Source organism: Azospirillum sp. (assembly GCF_035627195.1).
In the GTDB taxonomy this organism is placed as follows: Bacteria; Pseudomonadota; Alphaproteobacteria; order Azospirillales; family Azospirillaceae; genus Azospirillum.
In genome coordinates this window covers 1-18,520 of the sequence record NZ_DASPMG010000278.1, presented here as the reverse complement: position 1 = coordinate 18,520, position 18,520 = coordinate 1, and the positions used below count along the sequence as shown (strand labels likewise).

At 69.5% G+C, this 18,520-nt stretch carries 22 protein-coding genes; 15 read left to right on the top strand and 7 right to left on the bottom strand.

The window, feature by feature from the left end; all coding sequences use genetic code 11:
- Positions 1–148: 148 nt before the first annotated feature.
- Both VED21_RS25770 and VED21_RS25765 read left to right on the top strand, forming a co-directional pair.
- A complete protein-coding gene (locus VED21_RS25770; RefSeq protein ID WP_324887446.1) occupies positions 149–1,060 on the top strand; it encodes a helix-turn-helix domain-containing protein in 912 nt (303 codons plus the stop codon).
- On the top strand, positions 1,057–1,254 hold the full coding sequence (locus VED21_RS25765) for a hypothetical protein (protein WP_324887444.1): 198 nt from the start codon (positions 1,057–1,059) through the stop codon (positions 1,252–1,254). The genes VED21_RS25770 and VED21_RS25765 overlap by 4 nt, the downstream gene beginning before the upstream one ends.
- A 176-nt stretch (positions 1,255–1,430) precedes the next feature.
- Here VED21_RS25765 and VED21_RS25760 read toward each other — a convergent pair whose 3' ends face one another.
- From VED21_RS25760 to VED21_RS25730, 7 genes are all read right to left on the bottom strand, one after another.
- Positions 1,431–2,189, bottom strand: a complete 759-nt coding sequence (locus VED21_RS25760) for an ABC transporter ATP-binding protein (RefSeq protein ID WP_324887442.1) — start codon at positions 2,187–2,189, stop codon at positions 1,431–1,433.
- Positions 2,182–2,937, bottom strand: a complete 756-nt coding sequence (locus VED21_RS25755) for an ABC transporter ATP-binding protein (protein ID WP_324887440.1) — start codon at positions 2,935–2,937, stop codon at positions 2,182–2,184. Before VED21_RS25755 ends, VED21_RS25760 begins: the two co-directional genes overlap by 8 nt.
- Positions 2,934–3,935: a branched-chain amino acid ABC transporter permease gene (locus VED21_RS25750; protein WP_324887438.1), complete on the bottom strand. Its 1,002-nt coding sequence runs from the start codon at positions 3,933–3,935 to the stop codon at positions 2,934–2,936. The genes VED21_RS25755 and VED21_RS25750 overlap by 4 nt, the downstream gene beginning before the upstream one ends.
- A 64-nt stretch (positions 3,936–3,999) precedes the next feature.
- Entirely contained in the window at positions 4,000–4,863 is an 864-nt protein-coding gene (locus VED21_RS25745; RefSeq protein WP_324887436.1) for a branched-chain amino acid ABC transporter permease, read from the bottom strand.
- Between the two features lie 36 nt (positions 4,864–4,899).
- Positions 4,900–6,063 (bottom strand): ABC transporter substrate-binding protein, encoded by a 1,164-nt coding sequence (locus VED21_RS25740; protein ID WP_324887434.1) that lies wholly within the window; start codon positions 6,061–6,063, stop codon positions 4,900–4,902.
- Between the two features lie 67 nt (positions 6,064–6,130).
- A complete protein-coding gene (locus VED21_RS25735; RefSeq protein ID WP_324887432.1) occupies positions 6,131–6,523 on the bottom strand; it encodes a carboxymuconolactone decarboxylase family protein in 393 nt (130 codons plus the stop codon).
- Positions 6,524–6,552: 29 nt separating this feature from the next.
- The gene (locus VED21_RS25730; protein WP_324887430.1) at positions 6,553–7,386 is read right to left on the bottom strand and encodes a hypothetical protein; all 834 of its coding nucleotides are present in this window, start codon (positions 7,384–7,386) and stop codon (positions 6,553–6,555) included.
- A 215-nt stretch (positions 7,387–7,601) separates the two neighbouring features.
- On the opposite strand from VED21_RS25730, the gene VED21_RS25725 reads away from it, so the two are divergent.
- The 13 genes from VED21_RS25725 to VED21_RS25665 form a co-directional block, all read left to right on the top strand.
- Positions 7,602–8,630, top strand: coding sequence for a catechol 2,3-dioxygenase (locus VED21_RS25725; protein WP_324887428.1), 1,029 nt, complete (start codon positions 7,602–7,604; stop codon positions 8,628–8,630).
- Between the two features lie 347 nt (positions 8,631–8,977).
- Positions 8,978–9,283: a 2Fe-2S iron-sulfur cluster-binding protein gene (locus VED21_RS25720; RefSeq protein WP_324887426.1), complete on the top strand. Its 306-nt coding sequence runs from the start codon at positions 8,978–8,980 to the stop codon at positions 9,281–9,283.
- Between the two features lie 97 nt (positions 9,284–9,380).
- The gene (locus tag VED21_RS25715; RefSeq protein WP_324887424.1) at positions 9,381–10,082 is read left to right on the top strand and encodes a GntR family transcriptional regulator; all 702 of its coding nucleotides are present in this window, start codon (positions 9,381–9,383) and stop codon (positions 10,080–10,082) included.
- Positions 10,083–10,086: 4 nt separating this feature from the next.
- On the top strand, positions 10,087–10,872 hold the full coding sequence (locus VED21_RS25710; protein WP_324887422.1) for an SDR family oxidoreductase: 786 nt from the start codon (positions 10,087–10,089) through the stop codon (positions 10,870–10,872).
- A gap of 170 nt (positions 10,873–11,042) precedes the next feature.
- Positions 11,043–12,044: a 1,2-phenylacetyl-CoA epoxidase subunit PaaA gene (gene paaA, locus VED21_RS25705; protein WP_324887420.1), complete on the top strand. Its 1,002-nt coding sequence runs from the start codon at positions 11,043–11,045 to the stop codon at positions 12,042–12,044.
- Positions 12,045–12,172: 128 nt separating this feature from the next.
- Positions 12,173–12,460 carry a 1,2-phenylacetyl-CoA epoxidase subunit PaaB gene (gene paaB / locus VED21_RS25700; RefSeq protein WP_324887419.1) on the top strand — a complete coding sequence of 96 codons (288 nt, stop codon included), beginning with the start codon at positions 12,173–12,175 and terminating at the stop codon, positions 12,458–12,460.
- A gap of 14 nt (positions 12,461–12,474) precedes the next feature.
- The gene (gene paaC, locus VED21_RS25695; RefSeq protein ID WP_324887417.1) at positions 12,475–13,233 is read left to right on the top strand and encodes a 1,2-phenylacetyl-CoA epoxidase subunit PaaC; all 759 of its coding nucleotides are present in this window, start codon (positions 12,475–12,477) and stop codon (positions 13,231–13,233) included.
- A 4-nt stretch (positions 13,234–13,237) separates the two neighbouring features.
- Complete coding sequence (gene paaD / locus VED21_RS25690) at positions 13,238–13,780, top strand: 1,2-phenylacetyl-CoA epoxidase subunit PaaD (RefSeq protein WP_324887415.1); 543 nt, start codon at positions 13,238–13,240, stop codon at positions 13,778–13,780.
- Between the two features lie 28 nt (positions 13,781–13,808).
- Positions 13,809–14,894, top strand: a complete 1,086-nt coding sequence (paaE, locus tag VED21_RS25685; protein ID WP_324887413.1) for a 1,2-phenylacetyl-CoA epoxidase subunit PaaE — start codon at positions 13,809–13,811, stop codon at positions 14,892–14,894.
- Positions 14,895–15,386: 492 nt separating this feature from the next.
- Positions 15,387–15,617: a DUF1127 domain-containing protein gene (locus tag VED21_RS25680; RefSeq protein ID WP_324887411.1), complete on the top strand. Its 231-nt coding sequence runs from the start codon at positions 15,387–15,389 to the stop codon at positions 15,615–15,617.
- Between the two features lie 60 nt (positions 15,618–15,677).
- On the top strand, positions 15,678–16,094 hold the full coding sequence (locus VED21_RS25675; protein ID WP_324887409.1) for a PadR family transcriptional regulator: 417 nt from the start codon (positions 15,678–15,680) through the stop codon (positions 16,092–16,094).
- A gap of 70 nt (positions 16,095–16,164) precedes the next feature.
- Positions 16,165–17,535, top strand: a complete 1,371-nt coding sequence (locus tag VED21_RS25670; protein ID WP_324887406.1) for an FAD-dependent oxidoreductase — start codon at positions 16,165–16,167, stop codon at positions 17,533–17,535.
- On the top strand, positions 17,472–18,520 hold a 1,049-nt coding region (locus VED21_RS25665), incomplete at its 3' end, for an MFS transporter (protein ID WP_324887404.1). The genes VED21_RS25670 and VED21_RS25665, both read left to right, overlap by 64 nt.

Below are 18,520 nucleotides of genomic sequence, written 5' to 3'. Positions count from 1 at the left end.
GCGGTTTCCTCCATCGCTCCCCGGATGCGGGGGTTCTTGTCGCTTTGTTGGCGCCAAGGATAGTCCGCGCACCCCCGATCCGGAATGGACGAAGGGGCCATAAAATTGTACTATCCGGACAAAATCGATGATCCGGAAGATTCGCGGCATGAGAGCTACCGCCGTCCCGCTCTTCGCCCTCTACGGCGAGGAGGCACACGCCGCCGACGCCGAGTTCGTCCATATCGAGGACATTCAGAGCCGCAGCCGCCTGTACAATTGGGAAATCCGCTCGCACGCCCACCGCGGCCTGTTCCAGACGGTGGTGGTGCTCGAAGGCGGGGCGCGCGTCCAGCTCGACGACCGCACGGCGGAAGTGACGGGGCCCTGCGCCATCGTCATCCCGCCAGCCGTCGTGCACGCTTTCCAGTTCCTGCCCGGCACGCAGGGCTTTGTGCTGACGGTGGCCGAGGCGATGCTCTTCGACGGCGCCAACGCCCGCAGCCGCCCGCTGTTCGAGGCGCTGTTCCTGGAGGCTTGCCTCCTCGACCTCGCCCGCGAACCGGCCTCTGCGGCCCGCGTCGCGGCCCTGCTGGACCAGCTGATGGCGGAGTTCCGCTTTCCGCAGCTCGGCCGCGCGATGATGTGCGAGTGGCTGGTGCGCGGCGTCCTGCTGCTGCTGGAGCGCCAGCGCGCCGCCTCATCCGGCGGCACCCGGTCGGAGCGCGTACGCACCGAGCTGTTCGCGCGCTTCCGCGCCCTGGTGGAGGAGCACTATGCCGAACACTGGCCGGTCCCCTGCTACGCCGAGGCGCTGGGCCTGACCGAGCGGCGGCTGAACCGCCTGTGCCGCACGCTGGTCAACCGCTCCGCCTTCGAGGTGGCGCAGGACCGCCTGCTGCTGGAGGCGCGGCGGCGGCTGATCTACATCGCCGCCCCGGTGTCGCTGCTGGCCTACGAGCTTGGCTTCCAGGACCCCGCCTATTTCAACCGCTTCTTCAAGAAGCTGACCGGCGAGACCCCGGCCGCGTTCCGGAAACGGGAAAGGAGTGGGTATGATAATCGGGAGGAAGCAAGATGAGCCGCTATCGGATCACGACTTTCCGGGATTGCTTGCCGGTGTTGAATGCCACGAGTCACGGGGCCGACAAGGCGTTCGAGGCCGACGCGCACCGGCAGTCCATGGTCGTCGCGCGCAGTTCCCGTGCATCCGAGGATCAGGCGTTCATCGATGCTGTTTCGATTTGGCACGATTACGAGCAAGCCCCTGCGTAGACGCCCGCTTCATCCCCGCAGCGTTTTGCCCCCACCCGGCTTCGCTGACGCTCAGCCACCCTCCCCCGCTTCGCAGGAGAGGGTTTTTCTGTCGAAGCGGCGGAGTTCCCTCCCCTGCGCAGCGGGGGAGGGTTAGGGAGGGGGCAACACGTTGCATAATTTGGACTTTCCGCCCCTCACGCCACCGCCCCCATCCCCTCCGCCGCCGGGGGCCGGCGCCCCTGCCCGCCGTTGCGCACGCCGATCAGGCGGTCCAGCGTTGCATGATCCGCCAGCAGGTCGGCGCTGCGCGCGGCGTGCGCCACCATCCCGCGCTCCAGCACCACCGCGTGCCGGGTGAGCCGCAGCGCCAAGTGCGCGTGCTGCTCCACCAGGATCACCGCCATCCCTTCCTCCTCCACCATGCGGCGGATGCAGGCCTGGATCTCCTCGACGATCACGGGGGCCAGGCCCTCCATCGGCTCGTCCAGCAGCAGCAGCGACGGGTTGGTCATCAGCGCGCGGCCCAGCGCCAGCATCTGCTGCTCGCCGCCCGACAAATGGTTTCCCATGTTGCGCCGCCGCTCCTTCAGGCGGGGGAACAGGCCGTAGACCGCCTCCACATCCCACCGCCCCCGGCGTGCCGCCACGGTCAGGTTCTCTTCCACCGTCAGCGAGGGGAAGATGTCGCGCTCCTGCGCCACCCAGCCCAGTCCGGCCCGCGCGCGGGCGTGCGGGGCCAAGCTCAGCAGCTCGCGCCCCAGCAGCTTCACCGACCCGCCACGCACGCGCGTGTGCCCCATCAGCGTGGCCAGCAGCGTCGTCTTGCCCATGCCGTTGCGGCCCAGCAACGCCAGCGTGTCGCCTGGCGCCATGGAAAAGCTCACCCCCTCCAACACCAGCGCGTCGCCGTAGCCGGCGTCGAGGTCCGCGACCTCCAGCAGCATCTCAGGCATGTCCGCCACTCCCCAGGTAGACGTCGCGCACGCGCTGGTCCTCGCCGATTTCGTCGGGCGTGCCCTCGCACAGCACCTCGCCGGCGACCAGCACGGTGATCCGCTCGGCGAAGCGGAAGACGAGGTCCATGTCGTGCTCGATGAACAGGATTGCGATGTCGCCCGGCAGGGCGGAAATCACCTCGAACAGCTCGGCACTCTCGCGCGCCGGCACGCCGGCCGCCGGCTCGTCCAGCAGCAGCACCCTGGGCTCCGCCGCCAGCGCCAGCGCGATCTCCACGAGGCGCTGGCGGCCGTAGGCCAGCTCGCGCGTGCGGCGGGTGGCGTCGCTGCCCAGCCCCAGCCGCTCCAACAGCGCGTAGGCTTCCTCCACCTGCGTGCGGCATCGCTTCAGGCCGAAGTGCCACGCGCCGCCCAGGCCCCGCCGCTCGCACACCGCCAGCGTGACGGCCTCCAGCGGCGTCAGGTCGGGGAACAGCGTGTTGATCTGGAAGGTGCGCGACAGGCCGCGCTTCACCCGCTGGTCGGCCGCCGTGCCCGTCACGTCGGCGCCGCCCAGCAGGACGCGGCCGGCGCTGGGCCGGTAGACGCCGGTCAGCAGGTTGATGAAGGTCGTCTTGCCCGCCCCGTTCGGGCCGATCAGCGCGTGCCGCGCGCCCACGGGCAGGGAGAAGGTGACGTTGCGGGTCACCGCCAGCGACCCGAAGTTCATGAACAGGCCTTCGGTGGCCAAAGCCGCGCTGCTCATCGGACGTTCCCCCGGCGCTGAACGAGGCGAAGCAGGTTCTCCAGCCCGCCCAGGATGCCGCCGCGGGCGAACATCACCACCAGCACCAGCATCAGGCCCAGCCAGAAGAACCAGTATTGCGGGTTGGCCGAGGCCAGGAGGTCGCGTCCCACCATGAAGACCGCCGCCCCGATCAGCGCGCCGTACAGGCGCCCGGTGCCGCCCAGGATCAGGATGATCAGCACCTCGGCCGAGCGCTGGAAACTCAGCACCTCCAGCGAGACGAACTCGGTGGTCTGCGCCAGCAGCGCCCCCGCCACGCCGGCCAGTGCGGCCGACATGGTGTAGACGGTGCGGATGCGGGTGCGCATGGGCGAACCGATCGCCGGCATGCGCCGCCCGTTCTCGCGGATGCCGCGCAAGCTGAGGCCGAAGGGCGAGTTCACCAGCCCCCGCGCCAGACAGAACATCGCGAACACCACGCCCAGCGTGTAGAGGTAGGCGGTCCGCCCGAACAGGTCGAAGCCGAACAGCCCCAAGACCGGCGCCATGGTGACGCCCTGCAGCCCGTCGTCGCCCCCGGTGATCCACGACAGGCGGTTCGCCAGCTCGTGCAGCAGGATGGTGACGCCCATGGTGATCATCAGCATGGCGATGCCGTGCACCCGCACGATCAGGTGGCTGCTGGCGTATCCGACGACCGCCGCCGCAAGCGCCGCCAGGGCCAGCCCGCTGAACGGCTCCCCCCACCCGGCCTGCGCCAGCAGGCCGGCGGTGTAGGCGCCCACGCCGAAGAAAGCCGCGTGGCCCAGCGACACGAGCCCCGTGTAGCCGACCAGCAGGTCGAGCGACAGCGCGAACAGCCCGGTGATCAGCACCTGGGCACCCAGCATCAAATGGTCGGGAAACAGGAAGAACGCGCCGGCCGCGAAGGCCCAGAAGGCGATCTCCGGTGCCCGCCAGCGGCCCTTGTCCAGGACGGATGAGACAGGGTTCTCGGCGCGAACGAACGTGGCCATGGCCTTGGCTCCCGCCGGTTGGTCGTTTTCAGTTGTCGCGGTCATTGGGGTCGCGGTCACGGCCCTACCTCCGTCCGAAGAGGCCGGCCGGGCGCCACAGCAGGACGCCGACCATGACGGCGTACAGCGTGAAGGCGCCGGCTTCCGGCACATAGTACTTGCCCGCCGTGTCGCAGATGCCCAGCAGCAGCGCCGCCACCAGCGTGCCCTTGATGGACCCCAGCCCACCCACCGACACGACCAGCAGGAAGTACACCATGTTTTTTATCGGGAACGCCGGATCCAGGCCGATCAGGTTGATGCCCAGCGCGCCGCCCAGCCCGGCCAGCCCGCTGCCCACCGCGAAGGTGGCGGAGAACACCAGATTCACGTCGATGCCCAGCCCATAGGCCATGCGCCGGTTGTCCACCGCCGCGCGCACCTGGGCGCCGAAGCGCGTGTGCTCCAGCCCGAAGACCAGCGCGGCGGTGACGATGCCGCTGACGACGATCAGGAACAGCCGGTACGCACTCGCCTCGAACCCGAACAGGGACACCTGCCCCGACAGGTACGGCGGCATCTGCACCGGCTGCTGCGACGGCCCCCACACGAAGGTGGCGCCGGCCACCGACATGAAGACGAGGCCGATGGTGAACAGCACCTGGTCCAGCTCCCCCGCCCGGTACAGGCGGCGGTAGAGCGTGCGCTCCGCCACCACGCTGACGGCGGCGGTGGCGGCGAAGGCGGCGGGCAACGTGGCCAGGAACGGCCAGCCCGCCGCCCCCATCAGCGTCACCGCCAGATAGCCGCCCAGCATGGCGAAGGCGCCGTGGGCGAGGTTCACGAACCCCATCATGCCCATGGTCACCGACAGCCCGCCGGCCATCAGGAACAGCAACACCCCATAGGCGACCCCGTTGAACAGGACGCCCAGAACGCTCTCCAACATGGGTCAGCCTTCCCTATTCCCGAATGCGGGTACGGATCACTTCCCGGGGTCCTTGACCTGCTCGATCTTGTCGAACTCGACGTTGACGAGCTTGCCGCCCACCCGCTCGACCTTGCGGATGTAGACGGTCTGCACGATGTCGCGGGTCTCGGGATCGATGGAGATCGGCCCCCGCGGGCTTTCCATCTTCGTGGTCTTCAGCAGCTCGACCGTCTTGTCCGGGTCGACCCTGCCGTCCTGCGCCTTGATGGCGGCGGCGATGGCGGCCATGCCGTCGTAGCCGGCCACCGACATGAAGTTCGGCCGCACCTGCGGGAACGCCTGCTCGTACGCCGCCGTGTAGGCCTTGTTCACCGCCGAATCATGGGCGTAGGAGTAGTGGAAGCTGGTGATCAGCCCCAGCGCGGCGTCGCCCAGCGATTCGATCAGCCCGTCGTCGGTCAGGTCGCCGGCCGCCAGCAGCTTCACGCCGGCCTGCGGCAGGCCGTATTCCCGCCACGTCTTGACGAAGGCGTTGCCCTGCTCGCCCGCCGGCAGGAAGACGAAGACCGCCTCCGGCTTGGTGTCCTTCACCTTCTGGATGTAGGCGGAGAACTCCGGGCTCTTCAGCGGCACGCGCACCTCGCCGGCCACCTTGCCGCCGGCCGCGGTGAAGCCCTTCTTGAAGGCGGCCTCGGCATCGTGCCCGGGGCCGTAGTCGGACACGATGGTGTAGACCGACTGCACGCCGCCGCGCGCCGCCCAGGCGCCGAACGGCTCATTGATCTGCGCCTGGGTGAAGGAGAAGCGCACGACGTACGGCGACTTGGCCGTGATGCTGGACGTCGCCGCGTTCATGACGACCATCGGCTTCCTGGCGTCGGTAGCGATCTGCGCGCCGACGAAGGCGTTGGGCGTAAAGCCGAAGCCGGCCAGCAGGTCGACCTTGTCGCGCACCACCAGTTCCTGCGCCAGCCGCTTGACGATGTCCGGGGCCGGACCGGTGGAGTCCTTGCGGATCAGCTCGATCTTGCGGCCGGCCACGGTGTCGCCGTTCTGCTTCAGGTACAGCTGGATGCCGTTGTCGATCTGCCGGCCATAGTCGGCGAACGGGCCGGAGAACGGCAGGATCAGGCCGATCTTGACGGGGTCGGCGGCCTGCGCGGCGGTCGCCGCGAACAGGACACCGGCGAACGCACCCACAAAGCGCGTGCTGGTCATGGACATCTCCTCCCACAGGAGCGTTGGCGGACCGGCGCGCTGGCCGGCCACCGGATTGGTTTTGTCGTTATTCGGCAGCAGCCGGAGCGGCAGCGGCCTGCTCATCGTAGATCTTGTTCAGGATCTCGCCGGCCAGGTTGAACGCCGGCAGGCCCCGGAACAGGAAGGCGAGGCCCGCCACGTCGTGCAGCTCCTTCTTGGTCGCACCGGCGCGCATGGCGGCGCGGCCATGGTATTCGGCGGCCGGCGCCACATGCGACAGCAGGATTCCGAACAGGATCATCTGCGCCACCTTGACATCCATGTCCGCCGGGTACATGGCCTTCTCGCGGATCTTCTCGACCATGTCGAGCAGCTCCGGATCGCACTCTAGCCCGGCGCGGATGCGCTGCTGGATGCGCGGCGGCACGAAGCCGATGAGGTCGGTGTAGATCTTCTCGTACTCTTCCTTGGTGCTCACGTCGCTCTCCCGTCTTTTCAAATCCCGCGTCAGGCGGCGGGGGTCAGGCAGATGTTGGCATTGCCGCTGCCGGAACTTTGCGCGTAGTCGCCGTACTGGCGCCCGGTGACGGCGCCGTGTTCCAGGGCCAGCACCTCGGCCGCCCCCAGCATGCCGCTGATCGTCCGCCCGCCCATCTCGGCTACCGCGGCGCGGCAGTAGACGGGGCTCCAGTCCAGCAACTCCCGCACCTGTCCGGCGGTGGCCAGTTCGATGAAGCGGCGGTCCATGTCGATGCGCTCCGGCGTCGGCCAGCGCTCCGGCCCGCGCTCCACCGCGTGCGACAAGGCGCAGCTGGACAGGTAGACGACGCGCTTGCCCAGCGCCCGGGCGGTCTGGTGCACCATGCGCGCCACCCGGCGGTTCTCGGTGAGGTCGGAGCAGATGACCGTCGGCAGCATCACCGCCGGCACCTCGGCCTCCGGGTCCAGGTACTTCAGCGGCACGTAGGACGCGTAGTCCCAGGCCAGGTATTCGCTGTCCGTGGCGTTGCCGGGGATGCCGCCGTCGCGCATGGCGGCGGCCAACGCCCGCGCGAACTCCGGGTCCCCGGCGCGGCGGTAGGGCACGCCGGGGATCAGGTCAGGTGCCTCGTCGGCGATGCACACGCCCTCGTGCACGGCGTGCGCGGTGACGTACCAGTTGAAGGTGGACACCCAGTGCGCGGACTGCAGGACGAACAGGTCCGGCTTCATGGCGCGCAGGTCGCGGCCCAACTCGCGCAGGCCACGGATCAGGCCGTGCTGGAACGGCGGCGCGTTCTCCTCGATGCCGATGCGCGGCGTGTGCGCGACCACGGCGGTGGCGATCAGTCCGGCGGACATGCGGTTTTCCCGTTTGTGGTTCCGTCGCGGGGCTTGTGGCGCCCCGTCCCCCCTCGATGACGGAAACGATAACGGAGGTGGATTGTCGGCGCAACACAGAATTATCGATGATTCGGTTTGACATCGCTGGATCACCCCGCTTAGAGTGCGGGCATAACGACCGACAGAACGCGCCGGCACAGGCGCGCGTCCCGTTCCAGGAGGAAGCCCCGCCCATGCCCACCGCCGCCGACGCCCGCGAACCGATTCTCGACATCGCCCATCTCGACCACGTCGAACTGCTGACGCCCAAGCCGGAGGAGAGCCTGTGGTTCTTCCACGACGTGCTGGGGATGGAGGAGGTGCACCGCACCGGCAACTCGGTCTATCTGCGCTGCTACGGCGATTATCAGACCTACTCGCTGAAGCTGACGGCGGCGAAGCAGCCGGGCATCGCCCGCATCGGCTGGCGCGTGGTGAGCCCCCAGGCGCTGGAGCGCCGCGCCGCCGCGATCGAGGCGCAGGGGCTGGGCCGCGGCTGGTGCGACGGCGACCTCGGCTTCGGCCGGACCTTCCGCTTCGAGGATCCCGACGGCCACCCGATGGAGATCTTCTTCGAGCAGCAGCGCTACGCGCCGCTGGACGAGATGCGCTCGGCCCTGAAGAACCAGCCCGCGCGCTTCACCGGGCGCGGCGTCGGCGTGAAGCGCATCGACCACCTCGCCGTCCTGTGCGGCGACGTGGAGAAGAACCGGGAGTTCATGATCGACACGCTGGGCTTCCAGCTGCGGGAGCAGGTCTTGTTCAACGAGGGCAAGACCGAGATCGGCTCGTGGATGAGCGTGACGCCGATCCACCACAACATCGCCTACGTCAAGGACGCCGCCGCCAAGGGGCGCAGCGGCCGCCTGCACCATTTCAGCATGTGGGTGGACAACCGCGACGACGTGCTGCGCGCCGCCGACCTCTACCGCGAGAACGGCATCTACATCGAGGCCGGTCCGTCGCGCCACAACCTGTCACAGGCCTTCTACCTCTACGCCTACGAGCCCGGCGGCAACCGGATCGAGGTCTATTCCGGCGGCTATCTCGTCTTCGCCCCCGACTACCAGCCGGTGACATGGAATGAAGAGGAGCGCGGCCCCGGCGTCTACTGGGGCCAGCCGCTCCCCCCCAGCTTCGGCCAGTACGCCACCCCGCCCGTGCCGCTCGAACCGGCCGCCGCGGGCGAAGAAGCCAAGGTTCCGGCGATTGATCCTCTTTAAAGCTTAAACCCTCCCCTGCCCCTGGCGGGGGAGGGAGGGACCCACGCGAAGCGTGGGAGGGTGGGGGCTGGTTGCTGCCGAGAATCATCGGCGCATCAGCTGACGGCATCAGTACGGATCAGAAAATCAGAGACTGAGAGACAGAGAGATCTTGCGACAGGATCAACTCCGCACAACGCCACGGCCTAATCGAACCTCTCTTCATCTCTCAATCTCTGATTTTCTGATCCGCACCGGCCCCGCCAGCCGCCCCCCGCCCGCCACGAAGGCCGCAGCCCCCACCCTCCCGCTTCGCGGGCCCCTCCCTCCCCCAGCGGGGCTGGGGGAGGGGCTTTCAGGCCAGCCCCATGACCGACGAAACCACCGACGACGATACGGACGACCTCGTCCCCATCACCGTGCTCGGCACCGTCCATGCGGTGCCGGCCGGTGTCACCCTGCTGAACGCGCTGCGCAAGGCGGGGCGGCCGTACCTCGCCGGCTGCGGCTGCCGGGTGGGTGCCTGCGGGGAGTGCGCCACCACCTACCGCCTGCCCGGCGACCCGGCCCTGAAGCGCGAGTACGCCTGCGTGGTGAAGGTGGAACCCGGCATGCAGGTGCTCGACGTGCCCTTCCGCTGGGCCTTGGCCTGCCGGCGCGGCCAAAAACCATAACGGCAAAATCGATAATCCAGCTCCCGGCCGATGATCTTGTCCGCCATTTCCGCAAATGCCATATTGCCTATGCACGGCTAGAAAAAGGACTCCTCCCGTGGCCGCAGACCCGTCGAAACCGGAAGCCCGCACCCTGGTGCAGCAGGCCTACCACGCCCTGCGCGAGGACATCCTGTCTGGCGGGCTGGAGCCCGGCAGCTGGCTGCGCATCGACGCGCTGCGCGCCCGCTACGACATCGGCCCCACACCCATCCGCGAGGCGCTGTCGCGCCTGACCTCCGAAGGCTTCGTCATCAGCGAGGAGAACCGCGGCTTCCGCATCCCGCCGGTGTCGCTGGAGGACCTGCGCGACGTCACCAACCAGCGCAAGCTGGTGGAGTGCGCCGCACTCCGCGCCGCCATCGAGCGCGCGGACGAGGAGTTCGAATCCGCCGTCGTCGCCGCCTACTACCGCCTCTCCCGCGTCGAGGAACGGCTGGCCGGCAAGGACCCGGCCGTGCGTGCGGAGTGGGAACAGCGCCACCGCGAGTTCCACCGCGCCCTCAACCTGGGCGCCAACTCCCCCTGGCTGGAACGCTTCCAGGAGCTGCTGTACGACCAGGCCGACCGCTACCGCCGCCTCTACCTGCCCAAGGTTCAGGTGCCCCAGCAGGTGCACGAGGACCACAAGCGCATCATGGAGTTGGTCGTCGCCCGCAAGCCCGACGAAGCCTGCGCGCTTCTGGCCGACCACATCGAGCGCGTCTACCAGATCGCCAGCCAGTCCTCCGTCTTCCGCAAGCATCCGGCGGCGGCGTAGTCCCATGGACCTCGGGCTGGAGGGCAAGGTCGCGCTGGTCACCGGCGGCAGCCGCGGCATCGGCGCCGCCACCGCGCTGGAACTGGCGCGCGAGGGCGCGGATACCATCCTGGTCGGCCGAGACGCCGACACCGCCGCCCGCACCGCGGAATCCATCGCGGCCGAAACCGGCCGGCGCTCCATCGCCATCCCCGCCGACCTGCGCGACGCCGGCGCGGCCGACGACGTGGTCGCCCGGGCCGTGGCGGCCTTCGGCCGGCTGGACGTGCTGGTGAACAGCGCCGGCGCCACCACGCACGGCAACCTGTTCGCGCTGACCGACGCGGACTGGCAGGACGGCTTCGCGCTGAAGTTCCACGGCACGGTGCGCATGTGCCGCGCCGCGTGGCCGCACCTCGCAGCATCCGGCGGGGCGGTGGTCACCATCATCGGCGTTGCCTCGCGCACGCCGATGCCGAACGCGATGATCGTCGGCTCGGTCAACTCGGCGCTCCTCAGCTTCACCAAGGCGCTGTCGGACCTGGGTTCCCGCGACGGCGTGCGGGTGAACGCCATCAATCCCGGCTTCATCGCGACCGACCGCCTGACCCGCCGCCTCGATTCGACCGCGCAGGCGCAGGGCATCACGCGCGAGGATGCGGCCGCCGCCCTGTTGAAGACCTTGGGCGTCAGCCGCTTCGGCAAGCCGGAAGAAATCGGCCGCCTCGCCTGCTTTCTGGCCTCGCCCCGCGCCGGCTACCTCCAGGGGGCCGCCGTGGACGCCGACGGCGGCCTGACCAAGGGCGTTTAAGCCCCGCTTCCGCAGCCACTGTTCGGGCGGGGACGCCACGCGTCCGCGCGCGCCGGAGGCTTGACCTGCGGCAAAGCGATACAATTTCAGCAGAAGCCTGTTGCAAGACGTGTCACTTTGTCGCAGGCTATGGCCGAACAAAGCAGTCGGGAATGCGGGAGGGACGCTGGATGTACACGCAGGGCCTGGACCAGAAGCCGGAAGGCGACGTGATACCGCTGACCCAGGACAAGGGTGAGCTGGAGCGTCGGTTCCAGGAGCGGGTAGACGCCGAGGAGAAGATCGAGCCGCGCGACTGGATGCCAGACGGCTACCGCCGCACGCTGGTCCGCCAGATCTCCCAGCACGCGCATTCGGAAATCGTCGGCATGCTGCCGGAGGGCAACTGGATCACCCGCGCGCCCAGCCTGCGCCGCAAGGTGGCCCTGCTGGCCAAGGTGCAGGACGAGGGCGGGCACGGCCTCTACCTCTACAGCGCGGCCGAGACGCTGGGCGTCTCGCGCGACGAGTTGGTGCAGCAGCTGCTCAGCGGCAAGGCCAAGTACTCCAGCATCTTCAACTACCCCACGCTGACCTGGGCCGACATCGGCGCCATCGGCTGGCTGGTGGACGGTGCGGCGATCATGAACCAGGTGCCGCTCTGCCGCTGCTCCTACGGCCCCTACGCCCGCGCCATGGTCCGCATCTGCCGCGAGGAAAGCTTCCACCAGCGCCAGGGCTACGAGATCATGCTGACGCTCGCCAAGGGCACGGCCGAGCAGAAGCGCATGGCGCAGGACGCGCTGAACCGCTGGTGGTGGCCGTCCCTGATGATGTTCGGGCCCAACGACGAGCACTCCGCCCACTCCGCCCAGAACATGGCGTGGAAGATCAAGCGCTTCTCCAACGACGAACTGCGCCAGCGCTTCGTCGACGCCACGGTGCCGCAGGCCGAGTACCTGGGCCTCACCGTCCCCGACCCGGAACTGCGCTTCAACGCCGAGACCGGCCATTACGAGTTCGGCGCCATCGACTGGACCGAGTTCGAGCAGGTCCTGAAGGGCAACGGCCCCTGCAACCGCGAACGCCTGGAAGCCCGCCGCGACGCCTGGGACGAGGGTGCCTGGGTGCGCGAGGCCGCCCTGGCGCACGCGAAGAAGCGCGAGGCGCGCGCCATGAGGAAGGCCGGCTGATCCACCGAACCCCGTAGGTTGGGTTGAGCGCCAGCGAAAACCCAACATCGCCGACACGGCAGACACGTTGGGTTTTCGCCTGCGGCTCAAACCAACCTACAAAGAAACGAACACGAGGAAACGAGACCATGGCCCGCAACGAATGGCCGCTGTTCGAGGTGTTCATCCGCCCCAAGAACGGCCTCAGCCACAAGCACGTCGGCAGCCTGCATGCCGCCGACCCGCGCATGGCGCTGGAGAACGCGCGCGACGTCTACACGCGGCGCGGCGAAGGGGTGAGCATCTGGGTGGTGCCGGCTGCGGCGATCGCCGCGTCGGAGCCGGGCGACAAGGAATCCTTCTTCGAGCCGGCCGACGACAAGGTCTACCGCCACCCGACCTTCTACGACATCCCCGATGACGTGAAGAACATCTGAGCGGGCGCCGAATCATGACCCAGCAAGACGCCCTGTTCCAATATCTGCTGCGCCTGGGCGACACCAGCCTCGTGCTCGGCCACCGCCTGTCCGAATGGTGCGGCCACGCGCCCGAGCTTGAGGAGGACGTGGCGCTGACCAACCTGGCGCTCGACCTCGTCGGCCACGCCCGGATGCTGCTGACCTATGCGGGAGAGGTGGAGGGGAAGGGCCGCGACGAGGACCGCCTCGCCTACCACCGCGACGTCTTCGACTACCGCAACCACTTGCTGGTCGAGCAGCCCAACCGCGACTTCGGCCACACCATCGCGCGGCAGTTCCTCCACGACGCCTGGGCGCTGGAGTTGTACGAGCGCCTGACGGCCTCCACCGACGCCAATCTCGCCGGCATCGCCGCCAAGGCGGTAAAGGAGAAGCGTTACCACCTGCGCCACAGCGCCGAATGGGTCGTGCGCCTGGGGGACGGCACCGACGCGAGCCACGCCAGGATGGCCGACGCCTTCGACCGCCTCTGGCGCTTCACACCGGAAATGTTTGAGGCGGACGAGGTGGAACGCACCCTCACCGCCGCCGGCATCGCCCCCGATCCGGAAAGCCTGCGTCCGGCCTGGGAGGCGCGTGTGGACGGCGTGCTGGCGGAGGCCACGCTGCCGCCACGCCCCGCCGTGGTCGGCCAGACCGGCGGGCGCCAGGGCCGCCACGGCGAGCAGCTCGGCTACCTGCTGGCCGAGATGCAGTACCTGCAGCGCGCCTACCCCGGCGCCACGTGGTGACGGCATGCCCCTACACCTGGTGACCGACCACCCGGCCGTCTGGGGACCGGAACCGGGCGCCGGCCCGGCGGTGCGCGCCGCGTGGGACGCGCTGCGCACCGTCATGGACCCGGAAATCCCGGTGCTCAGCGTCGTCGACCTGGGCATGATTCGTGCGGTGGAGGTGGCGGACGGCGGCCGGCTGCGCGTCGCCGTGTCGCCCACCTATTCCGGCTGCCCGGCCACCGGCATCATCACGCTGGAGGTCACCCGCGCGCTGAACATGGCCGGCTTCCACGACGCCGAGGTGACAACGGCCGTCTTCCCGCCCTGGACCACCGACTGGATCAGCGAGGAGGGCCGCGCCCGTCTGGCCGAATCCGGCATCGCCCCGCCGCCCCGCGGGGCCGGCAAGCGGGCCCTGGTGGCGCCGGACGAGACGGTCGCCTGCCCGCACTGCGGCTCCACCGAGACGGAGCTGGTCAGCGCCTTCGGCTCCACCGCGTGCAAGGCGCTGCACCGCTGCCGCTCCTGCCTGGAACCCTTCGATTCCTTCAAATGCATTTAAGAGCCGCCCCCTCAGGAAGGCAGAGTCCATGACGCCCAAATTCCATTCCCTCGCCGTCGCCGACGTGCGGCGGGAGACCGACGACACCGTCTCCATCGCCTTCGCCGTCCCCGACGATCTTCGCGACGCCTACACCTACGCGCACGGCCAGTACCTGACGCTGCGCACGCACATCGGGGGCGAGGAGGTGCGGCGCTCCTACTCCATCTGCTCCGGCGTGGACGACGGCGAGCTGCGCGTGGCGATCAAGCAGGTGCCCGGCGGCCTGTTCTCCACCTGGGCCAACGAGGCGCTGAAGTCCGGCGACGCGCTGGACGTGATGACGCCCATGGGCCGCTTCACCGTCCCCGTCGATCCCAACGCATCGCGCACCTACCTGGCCTTCGCCGCCGGCAGCGGCATCACGCCGGTCATGTCGATCCTGAAGACCGTGCTGGCGCGCGAGCCGAAGAGCCGTTTCGTGCTGGTCTACGGCAACCGCACCGTGCCCTCCATCATCTTCCGCGAGGAGTTGGAGGACCTGAAGGACCGCTACCTCTCCCGCCTCAGCCTGCACCACGTGCTGAGCCGCGAGCCGGACGAGTCCGGCCTGCTCTCCGGCCGCATCGACAAGGACTTGGTGGAGCAGGCCTGCCGCACGCTGGTCGATCCCGCGGACCTCGACGCCGTCTTCGTCTGCGGGCCGCAGGGCATGATCGAGACGGTGCGCGCCACCCTGATCGAGCACGGCACCCCGCCCGACCGCATCCACGTCGAACTGTTCACCACCGGCATCGACACCACCCGCCGCGCACCCGTGCAGCAGCACCAGCCCGTAGAGGCGCTGACCGACGCCTGCGACGTAACGGTGGTTCTGGACGGCAAGCAGCGTCGCTTCGCCCTGCCCTACGGCACCGACGTGATCCTGGACGCGGCCCACCGGGCCGGCGCCGACCTGCCCTATTCGTGCAAGAGCGGCGTGTGCTGCACCTGCCGCGCCAAGGTGGTCGAGGGCAAGGTGGAGATGGCGCAGAACTATTCGCTGGAGCCCTGGGAGGTCGAGGCCGGCTACGTCCTCACCTGCCAGTCGCGCCCCCTGACCGAACGCGTCGTCATCGACTTCGACGCGCCGTAACGTCCTGTCGTCGGGTTTTCGCTTTGCTCAACCCAACCTACGCGGCACGTCTCCGTAGGTTGGGTTGAAACCCGACATCCGCCCGCTTCCCCCACACGCGCGCCCGCACGCGCATCTGCGTCCGGCAATCGTCGGAGCAGTAGAGCGGCGCCGGGCCACGGAGGCTGGGGCGATGGAACGGCCGGCCGCAGCAGGTGCAGTACAGCGGGCGGCTCTGGGTTGTCGGACGGTGCATGGAACTGTTCGTGGCTGGTTGCGATGGGCGCGACCATACGCACGCCATGTTACAGTTTCTCGCGCGTTGCCCCCCTTCTGAAGACGTAGGCGGTTGGAGCCGTCTGCCATCTGTTCCGAGGAATGCCGGAGTTCGGTCGTGCCGGTGCTTGTTCCAGCTGCCGTCGGCCTTTCCCCCTTGATGCATTGGTCGGCAAGGTATATGGTTGAGCCATGCCTTGCCCATCGAGGGGTAAGGCGGCAGCAACGGAGTCCCCCATGATTAAGCATCTCCATTTACGCAGCACCCCGCCAGCCACCACGCTCGAAGCGCTCTGGGAAACGCTGGCGCGCACGCTGCCCGTCCTCACGACCGCTCTCTCCAGGGTGAAGGCCTTGATGGAGCGCCGCCGGGTCCGCAACGAACTGGCCAGCCTCGACGACCGCATGCTGCGCGACATGGGCGTGAGCCGCTACGACGTTGCGCAGGAGATCCGGAAGCCGTTCTGATGCGCGCAAACCGCGCTGTTTCCCCTTGATGCATCGCTCACCAAGGTATATAGGATCGCCATGAGCACCGCAGCCTCACGCCCCCGTCCCGTTTCCAAGCCCGCCCCGGACCTGACCAGCCGGGCCTACTGGAACGGCACGATCAAGATGAGCCTGTCGAAGTTCTTCATCCTCAGCGTCCTGCACCAGCGGCCGATGCACGGCTACGACATCGCCCGCGCCGTGGAGCGCACCACCAACGGCTGCTGCTCGCCGACCGAGGGCACCATCTATCCGGCCCTGCGCGAGTTCGAGGAGGGCGGCTACGTCACCTCGGAAGCCGAGGTGGTGTCGGGCCGCGAGCGCAAGGTCTACACGCTCACCGACCGTGGCCGGGAAGCCTTCAAGGTCGCCGTCGATGCCTGGATGGAAATCACCGGCATCCTCGTCGACAGCAAGCGCGTCACGGATCCGCCGTCCGGCGGCTGCTGTTCCTGAGCCCCTTTTTTTGGCTTCATGCATTGCCCATCGAGGCATCGACAACCAAGGTGTAAGGAGGCCCCCGAGAATGTCCGACCGCTCCATCTCCGATCTTCCCGCCGATCTCCCGGTCGCCATCATCGGCGCCGGTCCCGTCGGCCTCGCCGCCGCCGCGCACGCCGTGCGGCGCGGCCTGACACCCGTCCTGTTCGAGCGGGGCGCCGCCGTCGGCGCCTCCCTGCGGGACTGGGCGCACGTCCGCGTCTTCACGCCCTGGCGCTACAACATCGACGCCGCCGCCCGCGCGCTTCTGGAGGAGTCCGGCTGGACGGCGCCCGACGACGACGCCCTGCCCACCGGCGGCGGGATCGTTCGCGACTATCTGGAGCCGCTGGCCGCGCACCCCGCCATCGCACCGCACCTGCGCCTGGGGGCGGAGGTGCTGGCGATCACCCGCGCCGGCCTCGACAAGCTCACCACGCCCGGCCGCGCCGCCGCCCCCCTCGTGGTGAGCTGGCGCGACCGCGATGGCGTGGAGCAGCGGACAGCGGCGCGCGCCGTGCTCGACGCCTCGGGCACGTGGTTCACGCCGAATCCGATGGGCGTGGACGGCCTGCCGGTGCCCGGCGAGCGCGATGCCACCGACCGCATTGCCTACGGCATCCCCGACGTGCGGGGTGCGGCGCGCGGGGCCTACGCCGGGGCGACGGTCCTGGTGGTCGGCTCCGGGCATTCGGCGATGAACGTGGTGCTCGACCTGCTGGCATTGCAGGACGAGGCGCCGGGCACGCGGGTGCTGTGGGCGCTGCGCCGCAACCGGCTGGCGCGGCTGCTCGGCGGCGGCCTGAACGACCAATTGCCGGCGCGCGGCGCGCTGGGCGTCGCCGCCACCAAGGCCATCGAGGAAGGCCGGCTGGAATTGCTCAGCCCTTACGCCGCCGAGCGGGTCGAGCCCGCCACCGACGGCCTGCGCATCGTCGGGCGCCTGGGCGGGCAGCCCCATGTCGTGGAGGTGCAGCGCGTGGTGGTCGCCACCGGCCTGCGCCCCGACCTGTCCATCCTGCGTGAGCTGCGGGTCGATCCGGATCCGCTGGTGGAGGCGCCGCCGAAGCTGGCCCCCCTGATCGACCCCAACCTGCACTCCTGCGGCACCGTTCCGCCGCATGGGGTGGAGGAACTGGCGCACCCCGAACCCAACTTCTACATCGTCGGCGGCAAGAGCTACGGTCGCGCCCCGACCTTCCTGATGGCGACGGGGTACGAGCAGGTGCGCTCCGTGATGGCGGAGATCGCCGGCGACCACGAGGCGGCGCGCGACGTCCACCTCGTGCTGCCGGAAACCGGCGTGTGCAGCACCGACGCTCTGCTTGCCGAAGGCGAGACGACGGCAGCCGGATGCTGCGGCACGCCGGCCCCGGCGCCGGCAAAGCCTTCCGGCTGCTGCGCGAAGGTCGCCTGATGGACGCCGCCGCCGACACCACGCCGCGCCCTGGACCGGGCTGGGGGCGACGCTGGAGCCGGCGGCGGTTCGTCGCCGCCCTGGGTGTCGGACAGATCGTCGCCTGGGGCACGCTCTACTACAGCTTCCCGCTGTTGGCCGGGCCGATGGCCGCGGAATTCGGCGTCGGCAAACCGGCGGTGTACGGGGCGGCGACGCTGGGACTGGTCGTCGCCGGCCTCGCCGCCTATCCGGTGGGGGCGGCCATCGACCGGGGGCGGGGTCGCGCCGTCATGGCCGGAGGGGCGCTCCTGGCCGCCCTGCTGCTGTGCGCGTGGTCGTTCGCCGGCGGGCTGTGGACACTCTACCCGCTGTTCGCCGGCATCGGCCTGGCGCAGGCGATGACGCTGTACGAGCCGGCCTTCGCCGTCGTGGCGCGGCGCTACGGCGCCGACGCGCGCGCCGGAATCACCGCGCTCACCCTGTGGGGCGGCTTCGCCAGCACCGTCTTCGTGCCGCTCATCCAACTGCTGATCGACCACGCCGGATGGCGCGGCACGCTGTTGGCCCTGGCGGGGTTGACCCTGCTGTTCGCGGCCCTGCCCAACCGGCTGGCCATCGACGCCGACGCCGACGCGCCCGCCCCGGCCGCGGCGCCGATGGCCGGACGGCAGGCGGTGGGCTGGGCATTGCGCCGGCCGGCGTTCTGGGGGCTGGCGGTCGCCTTCACGGTGTACTACGGCGTCTTCTCCGGCCTGACCTTCCACCTCTACCCGCTGCTGCTGGAGCGCGGCTACGACGCGGCGACGGTGGTCGGCGCCATCGCCGTGGTCGGTCCGGCGCAGGTCGCCGGCCGCGTGGCGGTGTGGCTGTTGGCAAGCCGGCGCTCGATACGCGCGGTGGGGGCGATGACCGTGCTCGGCCTGCCGGTGGCGTTGCTGCTGCTTCTGGCGCTGCCGGCGGGCTTCGCGTCGCTGGCGGTGTTCGCGGTGGTCTATGGCGCCGC

Coding starts and splice junctions, on each gene's coding strand:
- VED21_RS25760 (WP_324887442.1), bottom strand. CDS start 2,189: ATGCCTGAGATGCTGCTGGAGGTCGCGGACCTCGACGCCGGCTACGGC.
- paaB (WP_324887419.1), top strand. CDS start 12,173: ATGGCCCGCAACGAATGGCCGCTGTTCGAGGTGTTCATCCGCCCCAAG.
- VED21_RS25670 (WP_324887406.1), top strand. CDS start 16,165: ATGTCCGACCGCTCCATCTCCGATCTTCCCGCCGATCTCCCGGTCGCC.
- VED21_RS25675 (WP_324887409.1), top strand. CDS start 15,678: ATGAGCACCGCAGCCTCACGCCCCCGTCCCGTTTCCAAGCCCGCCCCG.
- VED21_RS25725 (WP_324887428.1), top strand. CDS start 7,602: ATGCCCACCGCCGCCGACGCCCGCGAACCGATTCTCGACATCGCCCAT.
- VED21_RS25755 (WP_324887440.1), bottom strand. CDS start 2,937: ATGAGCAGCGCGGCTTTGGCCACCGAAGGCCTGTTCATGAACTTCGGG.
- VED21_RS25750 (WP_324887438.1), bottom strand. CDS start 3,935: ATGGCCACGTTCGTTCGCGCCGAGAACCCTGTCTCATCCGTCCTGGAC.
- VED21_RS25720 (WP_324887426.1), top strand. CDS start 8,978: ATGACCGACGAAACCACCGACGACGATACGGACGACCTCGTCCCCATC.
- paaE (WP_324887413.1), top strand. CDS start 13,809: ATGACGCCCAAATTCCATTCCCTCGCCGTCGCCGACGTGCGGCGGGAG.
- VED21_RS25730 (WP_324887430.1), bottom strand. CDS start 7,386: ATGTCCGCCGGACTGATCGCCACCGCCGTGGTCGCGCACACGCCGCGC.
- paaD (WP_324887415.1), top strand. CDS start 13,238: ATGCCCCTACACCTGGTGACCGACCACCCGGCCGTCTGGGGACCGGAA.
- VED21_RS25745 (WP_324887436.1), bottom strand. CDS start 4,863: ATGTTGGAGAGCGTTCTGGGCGTCCTGTTCAACGGGGTCGCCTATGGG.
- VED21_RS25740 (WP_324887434.1), bottom strand. CDS start 6,063: ATGACCAGCACGCGCTTTGTGGGTGCGTTCGCCGGTGTCCTGTTCGCG.
- VED21_RS25710 (WP_324887422.1), top strand. CDS start 10,087: ATGGACCTCGGGCTGGAGGGCAAGGTCGCGCTGGTCACCGGCGGCAGC.
- paaC (WP_324887417.1), top strand. CDS start 12,475: ATGACCCAGCAAGACGCCCTGTTCCAATATCTGCTGCGCCTGGGCGAC.
- VED21_RS25765 (WP_324887444.1), top strand. CDS start 1,057: ATGAGCCGCTATCGGATCACGACTTTCCGGGATTGCTTGCCGGTGTTG.
- VED21_RS25680 (WP_324887411.1), top strand. CDS start 15,387: ATGATTAAGCATCTCCATTTACGCAGCACCCCGCCAGCCACCACGCTC.
- VED21_RS25770 (WP_324887446.1), top strand. CDS start 149: ATGAGAGCTACCGCCGTCCCGCTCTTCGCCCTCTACGGCGAGGAGGCA.
- paaA (WP_324887420.1), top strand. CDS start 11,043: ATGTACACGCAGGGCCTGGACCAGAAGCCGGAAGGCGACGTGATACCG.